This window comes from Desulfobotulus mexicanus, from assembly GCF_006175995.1.
Taxonomy (GTDB): Bacteria; Desulfobacterota; Desulfobacteria; order Desulfobacterales; family ASO4-4; genus Desulfobotulus; species Desulfobotulus mexicanus.
Genome location: NZ_VDMB01000004.1, coordinates 62,129 through 85,509, shown reverse-complemented (window position 1 = coordinate 85,509; position 23,381 = coordinate 62,129). Strand labels below are relative to the sequence as shown.

Here is a 23,381-nt window from a genome sequence, read left to right as displayed (position 1 = left end):
TTTTATGCTTTGCCTGCGCAAATTTAATATTGAGGAGAAAAAATGACCATCAGCCACGGGCTTTCAGAGATAGAAATTCGTATTCGTGAAGCAGAAGAATACTATCGTCATGGTCTGTATGCAGAAGCAAGTCAGATTTATGAAAAACTTATTTCAGAATCTTATCTGGATACTGAAACAGCGGATAGTATTGCGGAAAGAATCCGGGAGACAGAAGCTAAAATTAAGGAAATGGAAAGTATCGACAGGCAGGTTCTTTCATCACAGGATCTGGACTGTATCCGTAGTACCTGGGGGAGTCAGGAAAAACCTTCGGATATAATTCAAAGCGGAAAGGCCTTTTCTGAACTGGGACTTTATAAAGAAGCGTTGGGTGAATTTATAAAGTTTGTGGGAAAAAAAGATACTCACATACAGGAAACAGCCCATCTTATGGTGGACTGTCTTATGGTTGTCCATCCCGGAGGTCGTATTCTTGAACCACTGAACAGCTTTCTTAAGGAATCTGATCTTTCGGATAAAGAGAGGCTGGAAGTTCTCTTTGCCTGTGGCCAGAATCTTTTAAAAAGACAAATGCTAGAAATAGCAGAGGATTTTTTTGTTTTAATAAAAACAGAAAAGCCATTCTATCCGGGACTAAGCCTTGAACTTTCTAAATTTGGAGCTGCACAGAAATATTCATCAAGATATGCATATCTGCTTGAAAAAAACCTTGTTACAACGGAAAAACTTCAGCAGGCTCTGGCCATAGCCAAAACCAGAAAAAAAAGTGTGGAATCTATTCTTATGGAAGAATTCCGCATCTCAAAGGCAAACGTTAGTGAATCTTTAAAACTGTTTTATAATGTACCTTTTAGAGATTTTGACCCAAAAATTCCCGTTCCCAACGAACTGGTTAAGAAGCTGAAAAAAACATTTTTGCTTGAAAACAAATGGGTTCCCCTCTCATGGGACCTGAATGCTGTGGATATTCTCATTGATGATCCTAAAAACATTATCAAAACTGATCAGGCCCAGACCCTTCTTAATGCCTCCCATATACGCCTTTTGGTGGGATTCAAAGAAGATATTGATGCATATATTCATTTGTTTTATAAAGAAAAACATGAAGGAGATGATGTAGCGGAAAATCAGGCTGCTTCCAGTGGTTTTGATATGCAGGATATTGTCTTTGAAGAGCTTGATGATGATAATGAAAAGGGACAGGAGGATACCGGAGAAGAAAATTCCGGTCATATTGTTAAAATGGTGGACCAGATACTCGTCACAGCCTATAGAAAAGGCGCATCGGATATCCACATTGAACCTTCACCCCTTACAAAAAAAACCCGCATCCGTTACCGTATTGACGGAGTATGTCAGGAAGTGCTTCAACTGCCCAACCATGTAGCAAAACCTTTGATATCCAGAATCAAGATTATGGGGCGACTTGATATTGCAGAACGGCGCATGCCCCAGGACGGTAAAATTAAGTTTAAAAGAAAGGGGATTAAACCTTTTGAACTTCGGCTTGCAACACTTCCCACTGCAGGAGGATTTGAGGATGCGGTCCTCCGTATCCTTGCAGAATCCGGTGCCATGCCCCTTGAAAAAATGGGAATGAGTAAACGCAACCTTGATTGTCTTCAAAAAATCATCCGACAGCCCTATGGTCTTGTCCTTGTTGTGGGACCAACGGGCAGTGGTAAAACCACAACCCTTCATGCTGCACTGGGTGAAATCAATAAGCCGGGGATTAAAATCTGGACAGCAGAAGATCCTGTGGAAATTTCCCAGGAAGGTCTTCGTCAAGTGGAATGTCAGGCAAAAATTGGGCTGGATTTTGCCAGAGTCATGCGTGCCTTTCTCCGTGCGGATCCCGATGTCATAATGATTGGTGAGATGAGGGACCATGAAACGGCTTCCACCGGTATTGAAGCCTCTTTAACGGGTCATCTTGTTTTTTCTACACTGCATACCAACAGCGCACCGGAAACCATTACACGTCTTTTGGATATGGGATTGAATCCATTAAATTTTTCCGATGCTTTTCTGGGTGTTATGGCCCAGCGTCTTGTAAGAAGACTGTGTACAGACTGTAAGGAAGCTTTTCATCCCAATAAAGAAGAATTTGAAGAAATCCGGACATATTATGGGAAAGGAATGAAGGAAGCAGGACTTGTTTATTCTGATGATTTGACCATTTATCGTTCCGTGGGGTGTCCAGAATGCAGCAATACCGGATATAGGGGTCGTCTGGGGATTCATGAACTTCTTCTGGGCAGTCCAACTGTCAAACAGCTGATTAAAAGGGCTGCCCCTACCGAAGAAATTTTTTTGCAGGGTGCATCAGAAGGCATGACGACCCTGATGCAGGATGGAATTGCAAAAGTTTTCCAAGGTATTACCGATATTGAAGAAGTACGGCGTGTTTGTGTCAGTTGATCCTCTCAAAAATAAAGGAGGGCAACATGGAAAAACTTTTTGTTAAAAATAAGCAGGCAACTTTTATTTGTCCGGCCTGTGGTTTCTCAGCCCTCAGAGATGTCAGCCGTTTTCTCCATATACAAACCTCTATCCATATCCGCTGCCTCTGCAAAAACTGCGGTCATCAATACAGAGTATTGCTGGAACGGCGTTCCTTTGTAAGAAAAAACACTTCCTTTACAGGACGGTATAAAGCCAGAAATAACAATCAACATCAGGGTGTTATGACGGTTCTTGATATTTCAAGGTCTGGCTTAAAGATGCAGATCTTAATTCCACAGATGTTTTCTGCAGGGGATATCCTTGAACTGGAGTTTCGCCTTGATCGTGGCTCCTGTCCAGTTATTCAAAGGGAAGCCATTGTCAAAAACATTCTCGGTAAAAAGATTATTGGTCTTGAATTCTCGTCTTCAACTCACACAGACGCATTAGGTCCATACCTGGCTTTTTTATGAAAAGGCAGATGATTGATGCATAGGATAGGAATGAAACAGTTTAAAACGAAGAGCTTATGGATTTTTTTGCTTTTTGTCTTTTTGATTAGCCATTTCATAAGTGCCCATGCCATGGAAAGGGTAACTGTGGGTTTTATTCCTGACGGAGATACTCTACGCCTCAGTGATGGGAGATGGATCAGGCTAATGGGCATTGATGCTCCGGAAATGGGGCATGGAAACCAGAGAGGAAGCTGCGGTGGAGATATGGCCAGACAGGCCCTTGTTAATCTCATAGGGAAGAAGTCTGTAAATTTGAAAACAGAGGGAAAAGACCGTCATGGTCGTACCCTTGGAAAAATTTATCTTGAAAACGGGCTTTGTATCAATACCGAACTTATACGTTTGGGAATGGCTTGGGTATATATCCATGGGAAGCCTGATGAAGATCAGAAAAAATGGATTGATTTACAAAAAAAAGCGATATTGCAAAAAAAAGGTATCTGGAAACTTATGAAAAAATCATCGCCTGTTATTGCTAACAGGCGGTCTTACCGTTTTCATCTGGAAAACTGCACATTTGCTAAAAAAATAAACACCCGAAACCGGATTTATTTTGCTTCTGCTGAAGAGGCATTTGCAGCAGGTTATGCACCGGCCCGCAACTGTCTGCCCGATCCCATATGCCCGTAAAAAAATATATGCTGTAATATTATGCAGAATCCAGATTTTCTTTCAGGTAGTTCTGAAGGCTGGACAATACACCCGTAAAAACGCGCCTCCCTGTAACCAGTGCATAACTGTCTTCTGAGTCTCCACAGAGACCAGCATAACAAACTCCCACCTCTCTGCCCGGATCTTCCGGATTAGTTGCACCGGAAAGGGCGGCAACGTACATGTCCAATCTTTTTCGCAGAGCAGCAAAATAATCAATTTCTGTGCCGGAACTTTTACATATTTCGTCAATTTCTTTGGAAAGCAGGGATATGCGTTGCCAGAAAAGCTCGCTGAGGGGTGTTTTAGCCGGATGCTCTGCCAGAAAAAAGGCCAGTCCCCAGCCAACGGAAAGTATTTTGAGCATCCGCATTTCATATTCCATGGTGGGACCGGCTATGGAACTTTCCTCTGGAAGTGCCTCCACCAGAGGAAGAATGTCACTACTTTGGGTGGCATAGGCTACAAGTGATTCGGCAATTGCCTTCATCTGTTCTTCCACTTTTCCTCCCTTAGCTGTTGCTGAATTTAAAATTACATAAATTGTTCATCTTCCTATATCCTTATCATATATCTAGCCATGGTGCCATGTATATGGGATAAAAGTGGGGAAGATTGAACAAAGCTTTTGCTTCTCATTTGAAAAGGCATTTGCTATCTTGCCGGAAAAGCCTAAGGGCTGGCATTTTGTAATCATAAGCTTACAATGCTGATTTTTTTAATCCTATGAATAAGCATAAGGAGATATCCATGAAGCGCAGCCTGATACGCAGTACCGGACGTTATATTCCGCCCCGCCTTGTCACCAATGAAGATCTGACCCGCTTCATGGATACAACGGATGAATGGATTCAACAGCGGACTGGAATAGAGCAGCGCTACTGGATACCGGAAGAGGGCGGTGTGGGTGCTTCTGATCTGGCACTGGAAGCTTCCCGCATAGCATTGGATCGTGCTGGATGGAAGGCCGAAGATATTGATCTGATAATCTTTGCCACCTTGAGTCCGGATATTTTTTTTCCGGGATCCGGCTGTTTGCTTCAGGATAAGCTAGGGCTGGACACAACCCCGGCACTGGATATACGCCAGCAGTGTACTGGCTTTATTTACGGCCTTGCCACGGCTGATGCCTATATTAAAGCGGGTATGGTCAATCGTGTACTGGTGGTGGGGGCCGAGGTTCACAGTTCAGGCCTTGACATCAGCACCCGTGGCAGGGATGTGGCGGTTCTTTTCGGAGATGGTGCAGGGGTTGCTTGTGTGGAAGGCGTTGAAACGGACAAGGAAATTGGTATTCTTGCCACTTCCCTGCACGCTCAGGGACGCCATGCCTCAAGCCTTATGCTGGAAGCACCCGCATCCAGATATACGGAACGTATTACCGCGGAAATGCTGGAGCAGGGCCGTCATTATCCCACCATGGAAGGGAAGACGGTTTTCAAACATGCCGTGCGCCGTCTTCCTGAAGTTACCTATGAAGTGCTGGAAAAGGCAGGACTGGGTCTTGATGATATAGACCTGATCATTCCCCATCAGGCCAACCTTCGTATTAATCAGTTTTATCAGAGATCTCTTGGGGTTCCTGATGAAAAAATGTTTCACAATATCATGAGGTACGGAAATACTACAGCAGGCAGTATTCCCATAGCCATGGATGAAGCCATTGAACTGGGAAGGCTTGATCCGAATAAAGACACCCTTCTTCTCACGGCCCTGGGTGCAGGACTTACATGGGCGGGTCTTGTGTACCGTTTTGGTTCGGAAAAGTAAGGTATCCGTCTTTAAGGGCCTTCAGGTAAAAACCCGTTGTCCCCGTGGATGAAAAGCTGGATTTTGAAAAATTTCTGCGCAGCTCTGTGGCCATCAACTTGCCGTTTTCAACGCCGAACTGGTCAAAGGGGTTCAGGTTTTTCAGAAAGCCAGCATAGACGGTTCTGGCTTCAAGAAATGCCAGCAGGCGTCCAATATCTTCTGCCATCAGGTTTTTAAGGGTTATGATACTGACGGGACGGTTTCCGGAGCAGAGCTGCTCAGGCCGTCCCTCAGATCTTCCCAGTGCAAAGGCATCGGCCTGGGCCAGAAGATGTGTCCACAGCTCTTCGTGGGCCTTGTGCCCTTCAGCGGACTGCCTGCATTCAGGTGGCGGCTGTAGAACACCAATAAGGTCCATGGCTAAAGCTCTTCCCTGATGAAGCATCTGAAAAAAGGAATGCTGGGCATCGGTTCCCGTATCTCCAAAACAGAACATGGCCAGCTTGTCATGGGGAAGGGTTTCACCTGTTATCGTGAGGCTTTTACCGAGACTCTCCATATAAAGCTGCTGCATATGTGCAGGAAAGTATCGAAGGGGAGCTGAATAGGGAATCATTGCAAAGGCAGGAAAACCAAGATAATCACCATTCCAGATATCACACAGGGCCGCCAGTAGAGGAAGGTTTTGGTCTGCTGGAGATCTGGCTGCATGGATATCCATCTCCCTGCAACCCGCAAGCAGCTTTTTAACCACATCAGGGCCAAAGGCAAGACTTAAGGGAAGACTTCCCACAGCCGAAGTCACACTGTACCTGCCGCCAATAAAATCAAAAATATTAAAAACTTCAAGGCAAAAAGATTCTGAAATCCTGTCTCCTGGACTGCCTTTACCTGTGATATGAACAATATGCTCAGAGGCTCTGAGTCCTGCATTTTCCAGCCAATTGCGTATCTGGCTCAAATTAATATCAACCACTTCACGGGTTGTAAAGCTTTTGGATACCACCAGCACAAGGGTAGTGTCTGGGTTCAGTTTTCTGGTCTGGGCGATAAAGGCATTGGGATCTACTGTGGATAAAAAATGTAAAGGAAGAAGGTTTTTGTGTCGCGAACTTAAGGCTTCATAAACCGCTTGTGTACCTAAGCGGGAACCTCCGATTCCCAGCAGAAGGACATCGCTGAAAGGCTCTCCCTTTGATCCGCATATTTTTTTTTCATGTACTTTATTGGAAAATTCAAAGGCCTTTTCGTGGATATCGCCAAGTATGCGGGCAATGTTCTGATTATTTACCAGCAATGGGATATCGGGATTTCTTGCAGCGCTGTGAAGAGCAGCACGATTTTCACTCTTATTCACCCTTTTTCCAGCCATCATTGCTGCAAATTTTTCCTGAACTCCGGCCTGATTTGCTTTCTTCAGCAGTAGATTTATAACATCTTCCCATAGATGCTGGCGGGAAAGGTCCAGTGAAATGCCCCCTCCCTGGTAAAAAAGCTGCTGACAGCGGGTTTTGTCTTCAAGGAGAAAACGCATATGCAGGGAAGGTTCCGTTAATATTTTTCCTGCGAGCTCTTTTAAAGACAAATCATGGGAAAATTGCATGGTCTGTACGTCCTGCCTGATTTTGTGCTAAAGGATTGCTGAGCCAGAATCATCCTCTGTTTTGAAGGATGAATGAAAATGCCCAGAAGCTTATAACAGTAATGCAAGTCCGAAGTTTCAAGAATCCGGAGCATATCAGAATGAAAACTATTCATGCAAGACTTTTGGAAAAAGGGGTCAGAATACCCGACCCGGCCCAGATCTTCATTGCAGAAGATGTTAACCCCGACAATATAGAAAATGATGTTATACTTTATCCTGGGTGCAGGATTTACGGCTCAAAAACCCTTTTGCTTTCAGGAAGCAGGATGGGAGAAGAAGGCCCGGTGGTTCTGGAAAATGTTTGTACAGGCCGCCATGTGTATCTGAAAGGTGGCTTTTTTAAAGATGCTGTTTTTCTTGAAGGTGCCAAAGCAGGTAATGGAAGCCATGTGCGTGAAGGAAGCATTCTGGAAGAATCCGCATCCATTGCCCATAGCGTTGGACTCAAACAGACCATCCTCTTTCCATGGGTAACCCTCGGCAGCCTGATCAATTTTTGTGATATTTTAATGAGCGGTGGTACAGGTCCGCAAAACCATTCAGAGGTGGGAAGCAGTTATATTCATTTTAACTTTACACCGGATCAGGACAAGGCAACGGCTTCCATGCTTGGTGATGTGCCTTCCGGTGTCATGCTGGATAAGTCTCCCATATTTCTGGGAGGGCAGGGCGGGCTTGTGGGCCCATGTCGCCTTGCCTTTGGAACCGTAGTAGCTGCAGGAACCCTGCAACGCAAAGATGAGCTACGGGAAAACCGTCTTATCTTCGGATCCAGTCTTAGGGGAGGTAACGTTGAAAGATCTGTGGGTAACTATCCGGGGCTGCGTCGTATTCTTGATCATAATTTTAACTATATAGCCAATCTACATGCCCTTGAACAGTGGTATACCTATTTCAGAGGCCAGCATATTTCCCCTAGTTTTCCTGAAAAACTCCACCAGGCCTTACTTCAGCAGGTGAAGTCTGCCATTTCCGAGAGGATAAAACGCCTTCGACAGCTTAAAGAAAAGCTTGCAGCAGCATCTCTTGCTTCATCCTTTGAAAAAGAGAGCCTGCACAGCTTGTGGATAAAAAAATGTGAAGATATCTGTTTTCTTCTTTCAGAAGATGAAATAGAGAGCAGAAATGAGACAGCGCTTCATTTAAAAAAACAGTTTTTTGACACAATTATATTTGAAAAAGACTATCTTTCAACCCTTGCCGCACTGAATTCGGATCAAAGGAATGCTGGGCGCAGATGGCTTTATTCCATTACGGGAAAAAGGGCAGGGGAGGTATGGGCAGTGCTTGAAGGTTGACTGCTTCATCACCATGAATCCTGAAAGGAAAAATGATGGACAATATTTTTGGAACCGACGGTATCCGTGGCCGTGCGGGTGTATCACCCATGGATACCCTCAGTGTTCTGCGCCTTGGAAAGGCCTTTGGTCTCTGGCTCTGCTCCGGTGTTATAAATACAAAAGGGCGGCCCTCCGTGCTGATTGGAAAGGATACAAGAAACTCCGGAGACATGCTTAGTGCTGCCCTGGCTGCCGGTCTCATGGAATCCGGGGTGGATGTAATGGATGGGGGGATTCTCCCGACACCTGCGGTTGCTCAGGCCGTACGCAGTGAAATAGCGGATGCTGGTGCTGTTATATCCGCATCCCACAATCCCTTTTATGATAATGGTGTAAAATTTTTTGCCAAAGGTGGAATGAAGCTAAGTGATGATGAAGAAAAAACCATATCCGCTATTTTCAGGCACAAGTGGGAAGATGAAGATAAAAATATCATGGGAAGCATGCTTCCAGCATCTGATATTTTAAAGGATTACATCAGCTTTATTCTTACAAAAGCAGGCGAGGGCGATTCTCTTAATGGGATGAAACTGGTACTGGACACAGCCCATGGTTCCATGTATCAGGCGGCACCAGAGGTTTTTCGTGCCCTTGGTGCAGAAGTTCATGTCCTTGCAGCAGAACCCGATGGTATGAATATCAATTCAAGCGTTGGGTCCCAGCATACGGAACTGCTTTCAAATCATGTGATTGAAAAAAAAGCCCATGCAGGCCTTGCCTTTGACGGAGATGGTGACCGCCTGATTGCTGTGGATGCTTTCGGCAAAAAAATCAGCGGAGATGCCCTGCTTGCCATTTTTGCAAGGTCAGCCATGGAGAAAGGACAGCTGAACCCACCTGTGCTGGTCAGTACCGTCATGAGTAATATGGGACTGAGGGAGAGTCTTGAACAGGCAGGCATTGTCCATGAAGTAACCGGAGTAGGGGACAGGCAGGTATTGCAGTGCATGTATGAAAAGGGTGCTACCATCGGAGGCGAGGATTCAGGTCATCTTATTTTCCTTGGTCCCCATTGTACGGGAGATGGTCTCTTTGCTGCAGTTATGCTGGCAAGGCTTTGTAAAATCAGGCCCCTGCATGAACTGGCTGAATGTATGCGCACATACCCTCAGGTTCTCGTGAATGTCCCCGTAAAGAAAAAAAATCCCCTTGAAAAAATGCCCGGAGTTAAGAGGGAAATTGAGCTCGCCGAGAAAAACCTCGGGAATAGGGGCCGTATTCTTGTACGATATTCCGGAACGGAACTTCTTTGCCGCATCATGGTGGAGGCTGCATCTGATGAAGAGGCCAAAGAGGTCTGCAGGAGGGTTCAATTGGCAATCGAATCAGATAACAGCATGTATTAATAATTATAATGTTTTTAAAATATGGAGTTTATGATGAAAAAAAATATCATTGTTCCCGTGATTCTTGCGGGGGGATCCGGGTCCAGGCTCTGGCCCCTTTCCCGGCAGTTGCATCCGAAACAGCTAATTGCCCTGAACAGTTCCCATACCATGCTTCAGGAGACGGTACTGCGCTTAAGCCGTCTTTCCGAGGCCGCAGACCCTATAGTTATCTGCAATGACGATCATCGATTTATGGTTGCTGAACAACTTCGGGAAGTGGGTGTAAAACCTGGTGCCATTCTTCTTGAACCGGAAGGTCGCAATACAGCACCTGCCATAGGTGTATGCAGCATAGAAGCAGCTTCCAGATATGCTGATCCGATTTTACTAATACTTCCGGCAGATCATTTTATAGCAGACCCTGCAGCTTTTATAGAAGCGGTAAGAAAAGGGGCAGGGGAGGCTGAGATGGATAAACTCATTACCTTTGGAATTGTGCCGGACGGACCGGAAACCGGCTATGGATATATTCAAAAAGGTAATGCCCTTGATTCCGGAGCCTTTGAAATTAAAAGATTTGTGGAAAAGCCTGATCTTGAAACGGCAGAAAGTTATGTGGCATCCAAAGATTATCTTTGGAATTCCGGTATGTTTTTATTTAAAGCATCGGCAATTTTAAAAGAATTCCACTCCCTTGTACCGGAAATTCTGTCTGCCTGTGAAGCAGCCCGAAAAAAGGCCAGTGTGGATTTAGATTTTATTCGTCTGGACGCACAAAGCTTTCATGTCTCTCCATCGGATTCCATTGATTACGCCATAATGGAAAAAACAGAAAAAGGGCTTATGGTTCCCATGGAAGCCGGATGGAGTGATCTTGGATCATGGGAAGCTCTCTGGCAGGTGGGAGAAAAGGATCTTAAATCCAATGTAACCCATGGGGATGTACTTACCCATGACGTGCATAATTCATTTTTGCATGCTGAAAGCCGTATGATTGCAGCCGTTGGTCTTGAAAATCATATTGTGGTGGAAACCCCCGATGCGGTGCTGGTTTCTCCCAGAGACCGGGTGCAGGACGTCCGCAAGATGGTTGAGTATATGCGTCTGGTCGGTAGGCAAGAAGCCATTTCCCACAGACGGGTCTACCGTCCATGGGGGAGTTATGAAACCGTTGCCATGGATAAGCGTTTTCAGGTGAAAAGAATTACCGTGAAACCCGGTGCCAAGCTTTCTGCACAAAAACACTACCACAGGGCGGAACACTGGGTGGTGGTAAGCGGGACAGCGGTGGTGGAAAGGAATGGAGAAAGCATTCTTCTTAGGGAAGATGAATCCATCTATATCCCTCTGGGCGCAACCCACAGACTTGAAAACCCAGGAAAAATTCCTTTGGATCTCATTGAGGTGCAGTCTGGCAGTTACCTCGGGGAAGATGATATCGTGCGTTTTGACGATGTTTATGGAAGGGTGCCTGAAGTTTCCTGAGCATTAAAAAAAAGTGAGGCGGTCCTGTTTTAATCCGGAGACCGCCTCGTCAATACTTATATTATATTGAAATAATTCTGACTAAAACCAGATGCTTAATCCCTGTCTCCAAAGATGTGCAGCATCATGATAAAGAGATTAATAAAATCAAGATAAAGGGATAAGGCTCCGAAAATAGCACCTTTTCTAAGGGTGGCGTTATCCAGATCCGCAGGCTGGGAAAGGGCCATCTGTTTAATTTTCTGGGTATCCCATGCCGTAAGTCCTATGAATACAAAGACACCAATATAACTGACAATCATTGTGACCATGGGGCTTCTGAAAAAGATATTGACAACAGTGGCAATGATTATGCCAATAAGGCCCATCATCAGAAAACCACCAACACTGGTCAGATCCTTTTTTGTGACCATACCGTAGGCGCTGGCAGCTGCAAAGGTCAGAGCACAGATAAAGAAGGTGGAAGTAATGGATGCGCTGGTATAAACCAGAAAAATCCAGGATAGAGTTACACCGTTGAGGGCCGCATAAAGTACAAAAAGCCCTGTAGCCATAGGTGCGGAAAGGGACTGAATTTTACTGGCCAGAACAAAAACCATACCCAACTGGGCAATGACCAGCAGAAAAAAGAGTCCCCTTGGTACGATAAACATTTCCGATACCAGATAAGCCAGTACGCCAGTGACAGCAAGGCCTATGGCCATCCAGTTATACACGCTCTGGATAAAACCATTGACGTGGGCCTGAGTTTTTGCTTTGGATGCAAGGACTTTTTCCATTTCCATGCTGTTTTTTCCTCCCTAAAATTATTTTTTCAAGTTTATGAAAAGCCTGACTGAGCGGAAACTCCTGAAAGAGGCGTTCCCATTTTCAGAAAAACTGCCGCAATAGATGCGGTCTCTGCAATTTGGTACTATAAGAAAGGCTGACGCGATAATCAAGTAAAGTCCGTAAGAGGGGCAGTGTTTTTTTATCCCTGCATATTTATCCAGCACAAAAGTTTACATAATGCACATTATGAGGGCTTTATGATATTTCTATATTTGTCAGGTTCATGCGAAACGCTTGTCAAAGTCTGCAAAAAAGCATAGGATCTGCCCATTTTCCGTCAATACTGAAAAAACAATGACGGATAACTGAACAATCAGGATTTTAATTTTTTATGATCCCACCTGTTAACCTTAAGGAAAGGCAACAGCGAATTCCATGGGGACAGAATTTTCCGGAAAAGATGTCCGTAAAATCCACACCATTTCCGAGTTGACCTCTGATATCCGGTCCCGCCTGGAATCTGCCTATCCCTTTGTCTGGATTGTAGGTGAAATTTCCAACCTTTCAAGACCCTCATCCGGGCATCTATATTTCTCCCTCAAAGACAATACCTCTCAGATTGCTGCCCTGATGTTCCGGGGACAAAATCGTCAGCTTCGTTTTCAGCCGGAAAACGGCCTTAAGGTTACGGGGTTTGGCCGCATTACTGTTTATCCTCCCAGGGGCAGCTATCAGATTATACTGGAATATCTTGAACCTGCCGGTGCTGGCTCCCTTCAGTTGGCCTTTGAACAGCTGAAACGGCGTCTTGAGGTCGAAGGTCTTTTTGATCCTGTTCATAAAAAACCCCTGCCCTTTCTTCCTCAACGCATTTCCCTTGTTACTTCTCCAGATGGTGCTGCTCTTCATGATATGCTCAAGGTTTTTAAACACAGATATCCCAACCTTCATATAGAGGTGGCTCCTGTACCTGTTCAGGGTGAAGGTGCTGAGGGGCAGATTGCAGCTGCCTTAAGAAAAATCAATGGTTTGAACAGAAGTGACCTGATTATTCTTGCAAGGGGTGGCGGTTCCCTGGAAGATCTGGCTGCCTTTAACAGTGAAGATGTGGCAAGGGCTGTCTTTGATTCAGAAATACCTGTTATTACAGGAATTGGCCATGAGACAGATTTTACCATAGCGGATTTTACAGCAGATTACCGGGCATCTACGCCTACGGCTGCGGCAGAATCCGCTGTACCGGTTAAAGAAAGGCTTAAAACTGAAATAATCAATAGCCGGAGCCATCTTTGTGCTGCATTTAAAAACCACCTGAACCGGCTTCGCAGCAAAAATCAAAATATGCAGGAAAAACTTCTGCATCCCCGCCGCAGTCTGGTTTTGAGCCGGATGAGGCTGGATGAGACGGAAGAAAAATTGATGCGTCGTTTCAAACGCCTTATTTCATGGAAAAAGCAGCAACTGGGCTGGACGGAAAAAGCCATCTCCCCTGCCCCGCTGTTTTACAGATTGGAGCAAAAACGCATCTACCATGCACAGGTGCATAAAATGCTTCATTTTTACCAGTCAGAAGATATTCTCAGAAAACGGATTGCTTCTGAAAATATGAAGCATCGGCTTCTAAATCTCAGCCCCTTTGCTGTTCTGGAAAGGGGCTATGCCGTGGCAAGAAAACTCCCTGAAAAATATATTATCAAAGAAACTGAAAATCTCAGCCTTGGGGACAGCATAGAAATTCAGCTGGCAAGAGGTTTTATACGCTGTCGCATAGAGGAAATGGATCATGGCAAAAAAAAGCTTTGAAGAAGGACTTGCGCAAATGCAGGCCATTGTGGAAGAACTGGAAAGCGGTGAACTTCCGCTGGAAAAAGCTATCCGCAGATTTGAAGAAGGAATGAAGCTTTCAAAATACTGCAATGACTGCCTTGATGAGGCGGAAGCCCGTCTGACAAAACTTACGGAATCAGGCGAAGAGCAACCCTTTCAAGCGGAGACAGTTTTAAAGGAGGACAGGCTGAAATGACCTTTGTACTTGCAGACCACCTTGAAGTATGTCGCCGCTGGGTGGATCTCTGTCTTAAGGAATGCCTGAATTCCCTCTCCTGCCCTTCCCCCCTTCTTCATGAAGCCATGTCCCATTCTTTGATGGCCGGAGGCAAGCGGCTGCGTCCAATCCTCTGCCTCGGTGCTGCACAGGCCATATCAGAAAACCTTGAACAGGCCATGGAACTATGTCAGGACGTGGCCTGTGCTCTGGAGCTGATCCATACCTACTCCCTCATCCACGACGATCTGCCCGCCATGGATGATGATGATCTCCGCAGGGGTATTCCCACCTGCCACAAGGCCTTTGATGAAGGAACGGCTATTCTGGCCGGAGATGCCTTACTGACTCTTGCCTTTGACTGTCTTGCTTCATCACAAAAATCTGTTTTGCATCCCGGGCTGTGGCTGAATATCATCCGTGCCATTGCAAAGGCCGCAGGTCCGGCGGGTATGGTTGGCGGCCAGATGCTTGATCTTGTATCCGAAGGCAAAAACATTGATTATGTAATGCTTGAAAGGCTTCACAGACTCAAAACCGGAGCCCTGATAGAAGTTTCCATATACTGCGGTGCCCTTCTGGCTGGTGCCGATGATAAACAGCAGGTCGCCCTGTCCGTTTATGGCAGTCATCTGGGGCTGGCTTTTCAGGTTACCGATGATCTTCTGGATGTAACAGGAGATCCTGCTGTCATGGGAAAAGCCGCAGGCTCCGATGCCCAGAGCGGGAAAGCAACCTACCCTTCCCTTCTGGGGGTGGAGGCTGCCACGGAGCTGGCTGAAAGTCTTGTGAAAAATGCCATTGACAGTCTTGATGATTTTGGCCACGGGGCAGATCCCCTGCGAAGTCTTGCAGCCTATGTGCTGGAGCGTAAAAAATGAGTCTTATACCTTTTTGTTTTGATAAAGGAGTTGTTGCCTTGTCTTTACTGGATACCATCCATTCTCCGGCGGATCTGAAAAAACTGGACAGGTCTGATCTTCCAAGGCTTGCCAGTGAAATCCGTGCAAGAATTATTGATGTCACCTCCCGCAATGGCGGCCATCTGGCCTCAAGTCTCGGGGCTGTGGAGCTGACCCTTGCCATTCATTATGTGTTTGATACACCTCAGGATAAACTCATATGGGATGTGGGTCATCAGTCCTATGCCCACAAACTCATTACCGGTCGCAGTCAGGCCTTTGATACTTTAAGAAAACCCGGCGGGATTTCAGGTTTTCCGCGCATCGGTGAAAGCCCCTTTGATGCCTTCAGTACCGGTCACTCCAGCACATCCATTTCAGCGGGTCTGGGGATGGCCCACGGGAAAAAACTTGCCGGAGATTCCCATAAGGTTGTGGCGGTCATCGGGGATGGTTCCATGACAGCAGGCCTTGCTTATGAGGGGTTAAATCATGCCGGAGATTCCAGGGGTAATCTCCTTGTGATCTTAAATGATAACGACATGTCCATATCCCCTAATGTGGGAGCCCTTTCATCCTTTCTCAGCCGGACCTTTTCCGCCAGATACCTGCAGGATTTGCGGGCGGAATTCGGCAGATTCTTAAAATCTCTTCCTAAAATAGGAGATGATGTATATCAGCTGGCCAAGCGTTCCGAAGAATCCTTCAAGGCCTTTGTTACGCCGGGTATGCTCTTTGAGGCCTTTAATTTTGATTATTTTGGTCCCATCAATGGACACAGGCTTAATCATCTTATCGATATTCTTCAGAATATCAGGGAGCTTAAAGAGCCTGTGCTTCTCCATGTTACTACAAAAAAAGGCATGGGTTACCCACCAGCGGAAAAGAATCCCACTTTCTTCCATGGTGTGCCTCCCTTTGATATCAGAAGCGGAGAAAAAATTCCCCCCCCCCCTGCCCCACCTTCCTATACGGAAATTTTTGGCAGAACCCTCTGTCACATGGCAGAAAAAAATGAGAAGATTCTGGCCGTAACGGCAGCCATGCCCGAAGGCACCGGACTTTCTCCCTTTGCCGAAAAGTTTAAAGATCGTTTTTTTGATGTGGGCATTGCAGAGCAGCATGCTGTTACCTTTGCAGCTGGCATGTCCACGGAAGGTTTCAGGCCTGTGGTGGCCATATACTCCACTTTTTTGCAGCGAGCCTACGATCAGCTTCTCCATGATGTCTGTCTGGACGGGCATCCCGTCATTTTTGCCATTGACCGCGGCGGTTTTGTGGGCGACGATGGCCCTACCCACCATGGTCTCTTTGATCTGGCATTCTTACGTACACTTCCCGGCATGACAATTATGGCACCGAGGGATGAAGCGCAACTGGCGGCTATGATGAAAACAGCAGAAAGTCACTCTGGCCCCTCTGCCATCCGCTATCCCAGAGGGGCAGGAACTGGCGTTAATGTGGACATAAACTGCCCTGCACTTTCCATGGGAAAAGGAGAAATACTCCGAAAAGGCAGAAATTTGACACTGCTGGCCTTGGGCAGACCCGTGTATGAGGCCCTGCGTGCCGCAGAAATTCTTGCTGAACAAGGTATTGATGCCCAAGTGGTGGATGCCCGGTTCCTGAAACCTCTGGATACATCCCTTCTCCGGGAAATAGGAATGGAAGGTAAACCCGTCATTACCCTTGAAGAAGGTATTCTTACCGGAGGTTTTGGTTCCGCAGTTCTTGAATTTTATGGGGATGAGGGGATTTCATGCCCCCTACGGCGTCTTGGAGTTCCGGATCGTTTCATGAGCCATGGTAATCCAGATGATTTAAGGAAAGCCTGCGGTCTGGATGCCCAGAGTATTGCTGAAACGGCTCAGATGTTGATGGAAAAGGCGGCGTCATAATGGCAGGCAAGCTTAAAAAAAGACTGGATGCCATTATGGTGGACAAGGGGCTGGTTTTAAGCCGGGAGCGTGCCAGAGCCCTGATTCTTGCGGGAAAGGTTCAGGTTAATGGCTTGCGCGTGGATAAGGCGGGGGCTCAGATTACAGAGGATGCGCATATCGAAACAGATATTCCTGATTTTCCCTATGTCAGTCGGGGTGCCTTGAAACTTAAAGCTGCTCTGGATCAGCTTTCTCTGAATCCTGAAGGTATGGTCTGTATGGATGTAGGTGCATCCACCGGAGGATTTACGGATCTTCTCCTTCGTCAGGGTGCCAGCCTGGTTGTTGCCGTGGATGTGGGCTATGGTCAGCTGGCATGGTCCCTTCGTCAGGACAGCAGGGTGAAGGTATTGGAAAGAACCAATATCCGCCATCTTTCCGAAGAGGCCATGGATATCAAAGTGGATCTTGTAACTATTGATACAAGTTTTATATCCCTGCGGCTGGTCATTCCTGCCTGCAGAAAATTTTTAAAGGAAGATGCCCGAATTCTGGCCCTTGTTAAACCGCAGTTTGAAGTGGGCAAAGGAGAGGTGGGTAAAGGAGGTGTGGTAAGAAACCCTGATGTTCATGCAAAAGTTCTAAAAGAGCTGGAAAATTTTTTCATTTCAGAAGGTTTTTTTGTGGGAGGAGCAATTGCCTCATCCATACAGGGTCCCAAGGGGAATCAGGAATTTATTCTTCCTTTGTGGACTAAAGCCGAAACAAAACAAAAAGAAGAAAACCCGGATATTATGGAGTATGTGTCAGGTTTCAATTTCTGTGAAGCCTCTGCAGCCTCCCTTCCTTCCGGTTCGCATGAGGGAGACGTTTAAACGAAAACAGCCTTTTTATTTTCAGGAGGAAATGAATGAGCGAAAAAGCCAAATTCAAACGGAATATTGCGCTGGTCGGCCATAGCGGATCTGGGAAGACAGTTCTTGCGGAACGCCTTCTCTTTGATAACGGACTCCTGTCCCGCATGGGGCGTGTGGAGGACGGTAATACCGTAATGGATTTTGAGCCTGAAGAAATTGCCCGCGGAGGCAGTGTTTCTACAGGACTTCATGCCTTTTCATGGAAAAAGCATGAAATCATGCTTTTGGATACTCCGGGGAATGCGAACTTTTTTTCCGAAACCCTCCTCTGTATGCAGGCTGCAGAAACCGTTTTTCTTGTTGTAGATGCTGTGGACGGTATTCGGGTGAAAACCGAAGAAGCCATGGAAAGTGCTGCTGAGCAGCAGAAACCGACAGTTCTTTTTATCAATAAAATGGATAAGGAACGAACTGTTTTTAATGATATTATACAGGTGGCCGAATCCCTCCTCAATATCCGTCCGGTAAAGGTACAGCTACCCATTATGAGTGATGAGCTCTGCACGGGTTTTGTGGATCTTATGACTCTTCAGGCTTACATTTTCCAAGAAGACGGTAAATCTCAAAAATCAGATATTCCCGCAGATCTTCAGGATGATGTGGAAATGGAGAGAATGGCACTGGTGGAAGCCATTGCCGAAGCCGATGATTCGCTCCTTGAAAGATATCTTGAAGGGGATGAGCTAAGTGGAGAAGAGCTGGCTGGAGGCTTGAAAAAAGCGGTTACAGATCGTATTTTTGTTCCGGTTCTCATGGGATCTGCCCTTACCGGTGCTGCCATGGATTATCTAATGGACTTTATTATACAATCCACCCCCTGCCCCCTTGACAATTCGCCTCGCAAGGCCATGAAAGGCAATGAGGAAATTCTTGTTTCCTATGATGAAAATGCTCCTTTTTCCGGTTTTGTATTCAAAACCGTGGTGGACCCCTTTGCAGGTCTTCTTAATATCTGCAAGGTGGTTTCCGGTTCTCTGGGTAAAGACGGTGTATTTTTAAATGTTTCCAAGGATGAAAAAGAACGTTATTCCCAGCTTTATCAAATGGCAGGCAAGCAGCAGAAACCCATTACAGAAGCATTTCCCGGTGATATTGTGGCATTTGCCAAGCTGAAAAGCACAGGCACCTTTGATTCTTTATCTGATGAATCCCTGCCCCTTATTTTTCCGCAGGTATCTCCCCTTGCGCCCTGTATGGGTTTTGCAGCATATGCTGCAAAAAAAGGTGATGAAGATAAAGTATTTGCTTCCCTTGCAAGACTGGCCGAAGAGGACAAGGCCATACGTCTGGAACGCAATGCCACCACCAGTGAAATTCTTGTGTATGGTGTGGGACAGGTTCATATAGAAACCATTGTGGAAAAGCTCAAACGAAAATTTAAGGTAGAAGTGGATCTTAAAACACCTAAGATTCCTTATAAGGAAACCATTACCCGCAAGGTGCGGGTTCAGGGTCGCCATAAAAAGCAGACCGGCGGGCACGGGCAGTTTGGTGACTGCTGGATACGATTTGAACCACTGCCCAGGGGAGAAGGGTTCCAGTTCGGCGATGAAATTGTGGGTGGTTCGATTCCGAAACAGTATATCCCTGCTGTGGAAAAGGGTCTTATTGAAGCCACCAGCAAAGGTGTGCTGGCTGGTTTCCCCTGTGTGGATTTTAAGGCCATAGCCGATGACGGTTCTTTTCATGCCGTGGATTCATCGGAGATGGCCTTTAAAATTGCAGCATCTCTTGCCTACAAAAAAGGCATGGAAGAAGCAAAGCCTGTTCTCCTTGAGCCCATATACAATGTTTTTGTCAAGGCTCCCAGTGATTACATGGGAGATATAATGGGAGATCTGAACTCCCGCAGGGGCCGGGTTATGGGCATGGATACCGAAGGTAAATCCGGCACCATCAATGCCCAGATTCCTCTGGCGGAAATTCAGAAATATGCACCGGATCTGACTTCCATGACCGGTGGCCGCGGTACTTTCACTTCAGAGTTCTCACACTATGAAGAAGTACCCGGAGAAATTGCCCAGAAAATCATTGATGCCGCAAGGCAGGAAGCAGCGGCATAGTATTTAAGCCGGCTTGTGCCTCTTTCTTTTTAAAGGAAGTTTTCTTAAAAAGAATAAGGCGCAAGCCTTTTTCTTTACAATATTCTGCTGCTCTGCTACGAAGCTCATTCAATTAATTGCCTTTTTTACTCTGGGACTCTGTTATGTTCTGACCGGAGGACGGGGGATATATCCATAACGGATTTCGGCTGATCCCGCGGGGGGCTGGGTTGCAGATCCGTTTACAATCATTTCAGGTTATAAGTTTTGAAGGAAGGAAGTATGCGCAGAGATATCGTTCATGTGGGTTCGGGGAAACTCACCTATGAAATTCGGGAAATTGTGGCCGTAGCCCATGAGCTTCGGCAGATGGGTGTTGAAATAACATGGGAAAATATCGGAGATCCTATTCAGAAGGGGGAAAAGGTACCCCAGTGGATCAAGGACATTGTTCATGATCTGACCAAGGACGATGTCACATACGGGTATGTTGCAACGCCCGGAGTTGAAGAAACCCGTGAGTTCCTTGCAGCCCAGGTGAATGCAAGGGGCGGATATCAGATCTGTGCCAAAGACATTCTGTTTTTTAACGGCCTTGGTGATGCGGTTGCCAAGATTTTCGGTTTTCTCAAAAGAGAAGCCCGTGTGATAGGGCCTTCCCCTGCCTATTCAACGCACTCTTCGGCGGAAGCCGCCCACTCAGGATATGAACACCTGACCTATGAGCTGGACCCATCCAATGGCTGGATGCCGGACTTGGTAGATCTGGAAAACAAGGTCAAATACAATGATTCCATTGCCGGCATTCTGCTGATCAATCCTGATAATCCCACGGGCGCTGTCTATCCCAGAGAAATTCTTGAAAAAATAGTAGATATTGCATACCGATATGATCTGTTTGTCATATGTGATGAAATTTATGCCCATATTGTGTACAATGGTTCAGAAACCTGTCACCTCAGCGAGGTTATCCGGGATGTTCCAGGGATGGCCCTTCGTGGTATTTCCAAGGAATATCCTTGGCCGGGCAGCCGGTGTGGCTGGATTGAAGTGTTTAATCAGGATCGCTTTCCCATGTTTGCCACCTATATCAAAACCATACGGGACGCGAAGATGCTGGAAGTCTGTTCAACCAGTCTGCCGCAATTCTCCATTCCCCTTGTCATGGGAGATCCCCGTTACAAGGAACATCTGGCAACACGGGCAAAAACCTTTGAGATGCGTGCCAATGAAGCCTATGATGCCTTAAAATGTGTCAAAGGAATTTCTCTTGTACCTGCCCATGGTGCCTTTTACATGACCGTTCTTTTCGATGATAATGTATTGAATGCAGGCCAGACCCTTCCCATTGAAAATTCTGAAGTCAAAGCCTATGTGGAAGCAAAGGTAAAAAATGTAGAGGTGGACAAGCGTTTTGTCTACTATCTGCTGGGGGCTACGGGAATATGTGTGGTACCTCTTACTGGTTTTTGCTGTAAAAAACAGGGATTTCGGTTTACACTCCTTGAAACCGATGATGTGAAACGTCCCTGGATCTGGAAAACTCTGAAGGAAAGTATCGAGCACTATATTGCTTCTGCATAAACAGAGAAGGAGTCCTGTATTTTCAGGGCTCCGCCCAAAGGAGGTTTCCGTGCTTCACCCACTCATTGCCCAGTGTATGCATGCATCCATCCGACAGCAGAAGAACATTTATGGCAGATACATTGATTCCCTTGTCATGATGCAGGCGGAAATGGAAAAAAATCTTGCCCTGATCTACACGGATTTTAATTCCATTCCCGTGGAGGTAAAGGATATGGTTCAGGACCTGGGTCTTCGCATGAATGCCTGCCGCAGTGCAGGAAAAAAACTCATCAATGCCCAGTTTGATTATTATATGGAATTATTTGAGAACAATAAAAAACCGTGAATGAAGAATTATCGGGTGAACAGAAAAAAGCCCTTGCCATGGCCCTGTCCATGCTCAGCAGAAGAAATCTCAGTCGCATGGAACTTCACCGTCGCCTTTTGAAAAAAGGTGTTGCGGTTCATGCTGCTGAAGCAGCCCTTAAAATCTGTATGGAAAAGGGCTATATTGATGAAGAGGAAAGGGCTTTTCAGATAATTCAATCCGGACTGCGATCCGGATATGGTCCCTTGCGCATCCATGTGGATTTACGCAAAGGCGGTATCCCCGATAATCTCGGAGAAAGAATGCTTGAAAATACCCTCAAAGAGTCAGACGTAAACATTCTTGCCAGAACCGCCCTGCGTAAACTTGCCACGGTACAGGAAAAGAATCCTTTGAAAAAAAAAGCAAAACTTTACCGTTTTCTTATTTCCAGAGGCTTTCCTTCCCCGGATATTATGGATTTTATTCAATCCCTCGACTGAATGCCCGCCTTACCTCTTCACCAATGATAGCAATTCCCTTTTTTACCACCTCTTCAGGCTGGCTGTAATTCACCCGTATGCATTCCTGACGGTGGGGCCAGTTTTCATCTTCAATTCCGGGGAAAAAATAATGGCCTGGCACCACCAGGACGCCTTTTTCCTTGAGCCTTTCATAAAGTTTTTGACTGCTGATGGGAAGGTTGCGGAACCAGAGCCAGAGAAATATGGCACCTTCTGGCTTATGGATAAAAAAATCCGTACCTTCCAATGCCTTTTCAAATAGTTTCACAGCTTCTTCGGCCCGCTTTCTGTAGTAGGGCTTAATGACATTCCGGCTTAAGGAAATAATCTCACCGCTTCTGACAAGATCCATGGCCATCATGGCTCCGAAACTTCCTGTCGCAAGATTCATAACAGCATTCATCCGGGAAAGGGCACGGACAATTTCCTGCCTTGCAATGACAATACCCGTCCTTGCCGCAGGCAGTCCCAGTTTGGAAAGACTCATGCATAAAACTATGTTTTCATTCCAGAAAGGTCTGGCTTGGGTAAAAATAATATCTGGAAAAGGAGTTCCATAGGCACTGTCCAGAATAAGTGGAATACCTGCTTTTTTTGCCATCAGATCCAGAGTGATCACCTCTTCATCGGTGAGCACATTACCTGTGGGATTGGTGGGTCTGGATACGCAGATGGCTGCGGTTTCATCGGACATATGGAGATTTTCAAAATCTATCCGGTATTTAAAAAATGGCCTTTCAAGGAAATCTATCTTAGGTTTGAAGGAAATGAAAAAATCCGGAACAAGGCCTGCATCGGCATAACCTATGTATTCAGGTGCCAGGGGCAGCAGAATTTTTCTTTTTTTGCCGTCCGGGCATGGGCCTGCAAACATGTTGAAGAGAAGAAAAAATGCGGACTGAGATCCATTGGTCAGAGCAATATTCTTCGGGCTAAGATTCCATCCGAATTCCTTGTTCAGGAGATCTGTAAGACCTGCTATAAAATTTTTTTCTCCCTGGGGTGGATCATAAATACCGATCATCCGACGGATTTCTTCGCTGTCTCCATGGATTTTTTTTAAGCGTCTGGCCATGGCTTCTTCCACTTCTGGAATATGGGCTGGATTGCCGCCTCCCATCATGACCATATCCCCTTTACCGGACAGTGTATTGCCCAGATCATCCATTAACTGTAGTATACCACTTTTGGAACTGAATTTTTCACCGAAGGTGGAAAGACGCATCATAACCCCTCTTTTTTCCAGATATTCCCCCGAAACAGC

20 protein-coding genes are annotated in these 23,381 nt (G+C 46.0%); 16 read left to right on the top strand and 4 right to left on the bottom strand.

Annotated features, from left to right (window positions below; genetic code table 11):
• The first annotated feature begins 42 nt into the window (after positions 1-42).
• The 3 genes from FIM25_RS04745 to FIM25_RS04735 are packed head-to-tail and all read left to right on the top strand — an operon-like array spanning position 43 to position 3,593.
• Entirely contained in the window at positions 43-2,424 is a 2,382-nt protein-coding gene (locus tag FIM25_RS04745) for a GspE/PulE family protein (RefSeq protein WP_139446846.1), read from the top strand.
• A gap of 26 nt (positions 2,425-2,450) precedes the next feature.
• Positions 2,451-2,921 carry a PilZ domain-containing protein gene (locus FIM25_RS04740; protein ID WP_139446844.1) on the top strand — a complete coding sequence of 157 codons (471 nt, stop codon included), beginning with the start codon at positions 2,451-2,453 and terminating at the stop codon, positions 2,919-2,921.
• Between the two features lie 30 nt (positions 2,922-2,951).
• Positions 2,952-3,593 carry a thermonuclease family protein gene (locus FIM25_RS04735; RefSeq protein WP_179953164.1) on the top strand — a complete coding sequence of 214 codons (642 nt, stop codon included), beginning with the start codon at positions 2,952-2,954 and terminating at the stop codon, positions 3,591-3,593.
• Positions 3,594-3,612: 19 nt separating this feature from the next.
• On the opposite strand, the gene FIM25_RS04730 is transcribed toward FIM25_RS04735, so the two are convergent.
• Positions 3,613-4,116, bottom strand: a complete 504-nt coding sequence (locus tag FIM25_RS04730; RefSeq protein ID WP_139446840.1) for a hypothetical protein — start codon at positions 4,114-4,116, stop codon at positions 3,613-3,615.
• 248 nt (positions 4,117-4,364) lie between these two features.
• Here FIM25_RS04730 and FIM25_RS04725 point away from each other — a divergent pair, with 248 nt between their 5' ends.
• Entirely contained in the window at positions 4,365-5,384 is a 1,020-nt protein-coding gene (locus FIM25_RS04725; RefSeq protein WP_139446838.1) for a 3-oxoacyl-ACP synthase III family protein, read from the top strand.
• Here the strand turns inward: FIM25_RS04725 and FIM25_RS04720 are convergent.
• Positions 5,341-6,969 (bottom strand): glucose-6-phosphate isomerase, encoded by a 1,629-nt coding sequence (locus tag FIM25_RS04720; RefSeq protein ID WP_139446836.1) that lies wholly within the window; start codon positions 6,967-6,969, stop codon positions 5,341-5,343. The genes FIM25_RS04725 and FIM25_RS04720 overlap by 44 nt on opposite strands.
• Before the next feature lie 140 nt (positions 6,970-7,109).
• On the opposite strand from FIM25_RS04720, the gene FIM25_RS04715 reads away from it, so the two are divergent.
• From FIM25_RS04715 to FIM25_RS04705, 3 genes are read left to right on the top strand one after another with little or no spacing between them, the layout of a single operon-like run.
• Positions 7,110-8,309: a hypothetical protein gene (locus FIM25_RS04715; protein WP_139446834.1), complete on the top strand. Its 1,200-nt coding sequence runs from the start codon at positions 7,110-7,112 to the stop codon at positions 8,307-8,309.
• Between the two features lie 35 nt (positions 8,310-8,344).
• Positions 8,345-9,697, top strand: coding sequence for a phosphoglucosamine mutase (glmM, locus tag FIM25_RS04710; RefSeq protein WP_139446832.1), 1,353 nt, complete (start codon positions 8,345-8,347; stop codon positions 9,695-9,697).
• Between the two features lie 33 nt (positions 9,698-9,730).
• Positions 9,731-11,164, top strand: a complete 1,434-nt coding sequence (locus tag FIM25_RS04705) for a mannose-1-phosphate guanylyltransferase/mannose-6-phosphate isomerase (RefSeq protein WP_342774325.1) — start codon at positions 9,731-9,733, stop codon at positions 11,162-11,164.
• A 95-nt stretch (positions 11,165-11,259) separates the two neighbouring features.
• Here the strand turns inward: FIM25_RS04705 and FIM25_RS04700 are convergent, their stop codons facing one another.
• The gene (locus FIM25_RS04700; protein WP_342774324.1) at positions 11,260-11,949 is read right to left on the bottom strand and encodes a Bax inhibitor-1/YccA family protein; all 690 of its coding nucleotides are present in this window, start codon (positions 11,947-11,949) and stop codon (positions 11,260-11,262) included.
• Positions 11,950-12,370: 421 nt separating this feature from the next.
• On the opposite strand from FIM25_RS04700, the gene xseA reads away from it, so the two are divergent.
• From xseA to FIM25_RS04655, 9 genes are all read left to right on the top strand, one after another.
• A complete protein-coding gene (gene xseA, locus FIM25_RS04695; protein WP_139446828.1) occupies positions 12,371-13,738 on the top strand; it encodes an exodeoxyribonuclease VII large subunit in 1,368 nt (455 codons plus the stop codon).
• Positions 13,719-13,958 (top strand): exodeoxyribonuclease VII small subunit, encoded by a 240-nt coding sequence (gene xseB, locus FIM25_RS04690; RefSeq protein ID WP_139446826.1) that lies wholly within the window; start codon positions 13,719-13,721, stop codon positions 13,956-13,958. The genes xseA and xseB overlap by 20 nt, the downstream gene beginning before the upstream one ends.
• Positions 13,955-14,860 carry a polyprenyl synthetase family protein gene (locus FIM25_RS04685; RefSeq protein ID WP_139446824.1) on the top strand — a complete coding sequence of 302 codons (906 nt, stop codon included), beginning with the start codon at positions 13,955-13,957 and terminating at the stop codon, positions 14,858-14,860. The genes xseB and FIM25_RS04685 overlap by 4 nt, the downstream gene beginning before the upstream one ends.
• A 38-nt stretch (positions 14,861-14,898) precedes the next feature.
• A complete protein-coding gene (gene dxs, locus FIM25_RS04680) occupies positions 14,899-16,779 on the top strand; it encodes a 1-deoxy-D-xylulose-5-phosphate synthase (protein ID WP_139446822.1) in 1,881 nt (626 codons plus the stop codon).
• Entirely contained in the window at positions 16,779-17,636 is an 858-nt protein-coding gene (locus FIM25_RS04675) for a TlyA family RNA methyltransferase (RefSeq protein ID WP_139446820.1), read from the top strand. Before dxs ends, FIM25_RS04675 begins: the two co-directional genes overlap by 1 nt.
• 35 nt (positions 17,637-17,671) lie before the next feature.
• A complete protein-coding gene (gene fusA, locus FIM25_RS04670; protein WP_139446818.1) occupies positions 17,672-19,741 on the top strand; it encodes an elongation factor G in 2,070 nt (689 codons plus the stop codon).
• Between the two features lie 261 nt (positions 19,742-20,002).
• Positions 20,003-21,304 (top strand): pyridoxal phosphate-dependent aminotransferase, encoded by a 1,302-nt coding sequence (locus FIM25_RS04665; RefSeq protein ID WP_139446815.1) that lies wholly within the window; start codon positions 20,003-20,005, stop codon positions 21,302-21,304.
• Between the two features lie 49 nt (positions 21,305-21,353).
• Entirely contained in the window at positions 21,354-21,632 is a 279-nt protein-coding gene (locus FIM25_RS04660; protein WP_139446814.1) for a hypothetical protein, read from the top strand.
• A complete protein-coding gene (locus tag FIM25_RS04655) occupies positions 21,629-22,096 on the top strand; it encodes a regulatory protein RecX (protein ID WP_139446812.1) in 468 nt (155 codons plus the stop codon). The genes FIM25_RS04660 and FIM25_RS04655 overlap by 4 nt, the downstream gene beginning before the upstream one ends.
• Here the strand turns inward: FIM25_RS04655 and FIM25_RS04650 are convergent.
• On the bottom strand, positions 22,077-23,345 hold the full coding sequence (locus tag FIM25_RS04650) for a valine--pyruvate transaminase (protein WP_246052021.1): 1,269 nt from the start codon (positions 23,343-23,345) through the stop codon (positions 22,077-22,079). The two genes, FIM25_RS04655 and FIM25_RS04650, sit on opposite strands and share 20 nt — an antisense overlap.
• Positions 23,346-23,381: the final 36 nt, after the last annotated feature.

Excerpts from the sequence above, each read along its gene's own strand:
- FIM25_RS04745 (WP_139446846.1), top strand. The coding sequence starts at position 43 with ATGACCATCAGCCACGGGCTTTCAGAGATAGAAATTCGTATTCGTGAA.
- FIM25_RS04740 (WP_139446844.1), top strand. The coding sequence starts at position 2,451 with ATGGAAAAACTTTTTGTTAAAAATAAGCAGGCAACTTTTATTTGTCCG.
- FIM25_RS04735 (WP_179953164.1), top strand. The coding sequence starts at position 2,952 with ATGAAACAGTTTAAAACGAAGAGCTTATGGATTTTTTTGCTTTTTGTC.
- FIM25_RS04725 (WP_139446838.1), top strand. The coding sequence starts at position 4,365 with ATGAAGCGCAGCCTGATACGCAGTACCGGACGTTATATTCCGCCCCGC.
- FIM25_RS04720 (WP_139446836.1), bottom strand. The coding sequence starts at position 6,969 with ATGCAATTTTCCCATGATTTGTCTTTAAAAGAGCTCGCAGGAAAAATA.
- FIM25_RS04715 (WP_139446834.1), top strand. The coding sequence starts at position 7,110 with ATGAAAACTATTCATGCAAGACTTTTGGAAAAAGGGGTCAGAATACCC.
- glmM (WP_139446832.1), top strand. The coding sequence starts at position 8,345 with ATGGACAATATTTTTGGAACCGACGGTATCCGTGGCCGTGCGGGTGTA.
- FIM25_RS04705 (WP_342774325.1), top strand. The coding sequence starts at position 9,731 with ATGAAAAAAAATATCATTGTTCCCGTGATTCTTGCGGGGGGATCCGGG.
- FIM25_RS04700 (WP_342774324.1), bottom strand. The coding sequence starts at position 11,949 with ATGGAAATGGAAAAAGTCCTTGCATCCAAAGCAAAAACTCAGGCCCAC.
- xseA (WP_139446828.1), top strand. The coding sequence starts at position 12,371 with ATGGGGACAGAATTTTCCGGAAAAGATGTCCGTAAAATCCACACCATT.
- xseB (WP_139446826.1), top strand. The coding sequence starts at position 13,719 with ATGGCAAAAAAAAGCTTTGAAGAAGGACTTGCGCAAATGCAGGCCATT.
- FIM25_RS04685 (WP_139446824.1), top strand. The coding sequence starts at position 13,955 with ATGACCTTTGTACTTGCAGACCACCTTGAAGTATGTCGCCGCTGGGTG.
- FIM25_RS04675 (WP_139446820.1), top strand. The coding sequence starts at position 16,779 with ATGGCAGGCAAGCTTAAAAAAAGACTGGATGCCATTATGGTGGACAAG.
- fusA (WP_139446818.1), top strand. The coding sequence starts at position 17,672 with ATGAGCGAAAAAGCCAAATTCAAACGGAATATTGCGCTGGTCGGCCAT.
- FIM25_RS04665 (WP_139446815.1), top strand. The coding sequence starts at position 20,003 with ATGCGCAGAGATATCGTTCATGTGGGTTCGGGGAAACTCACCTATGAA.
- FIM25_RS04650 (WP_246052021.1), bottom strand. The coding sequence starts at position 23,345 with ATGATGCGTCTTTCCACCTTCGGTGAAAAATTCAGTTCCAAAAGTGGT.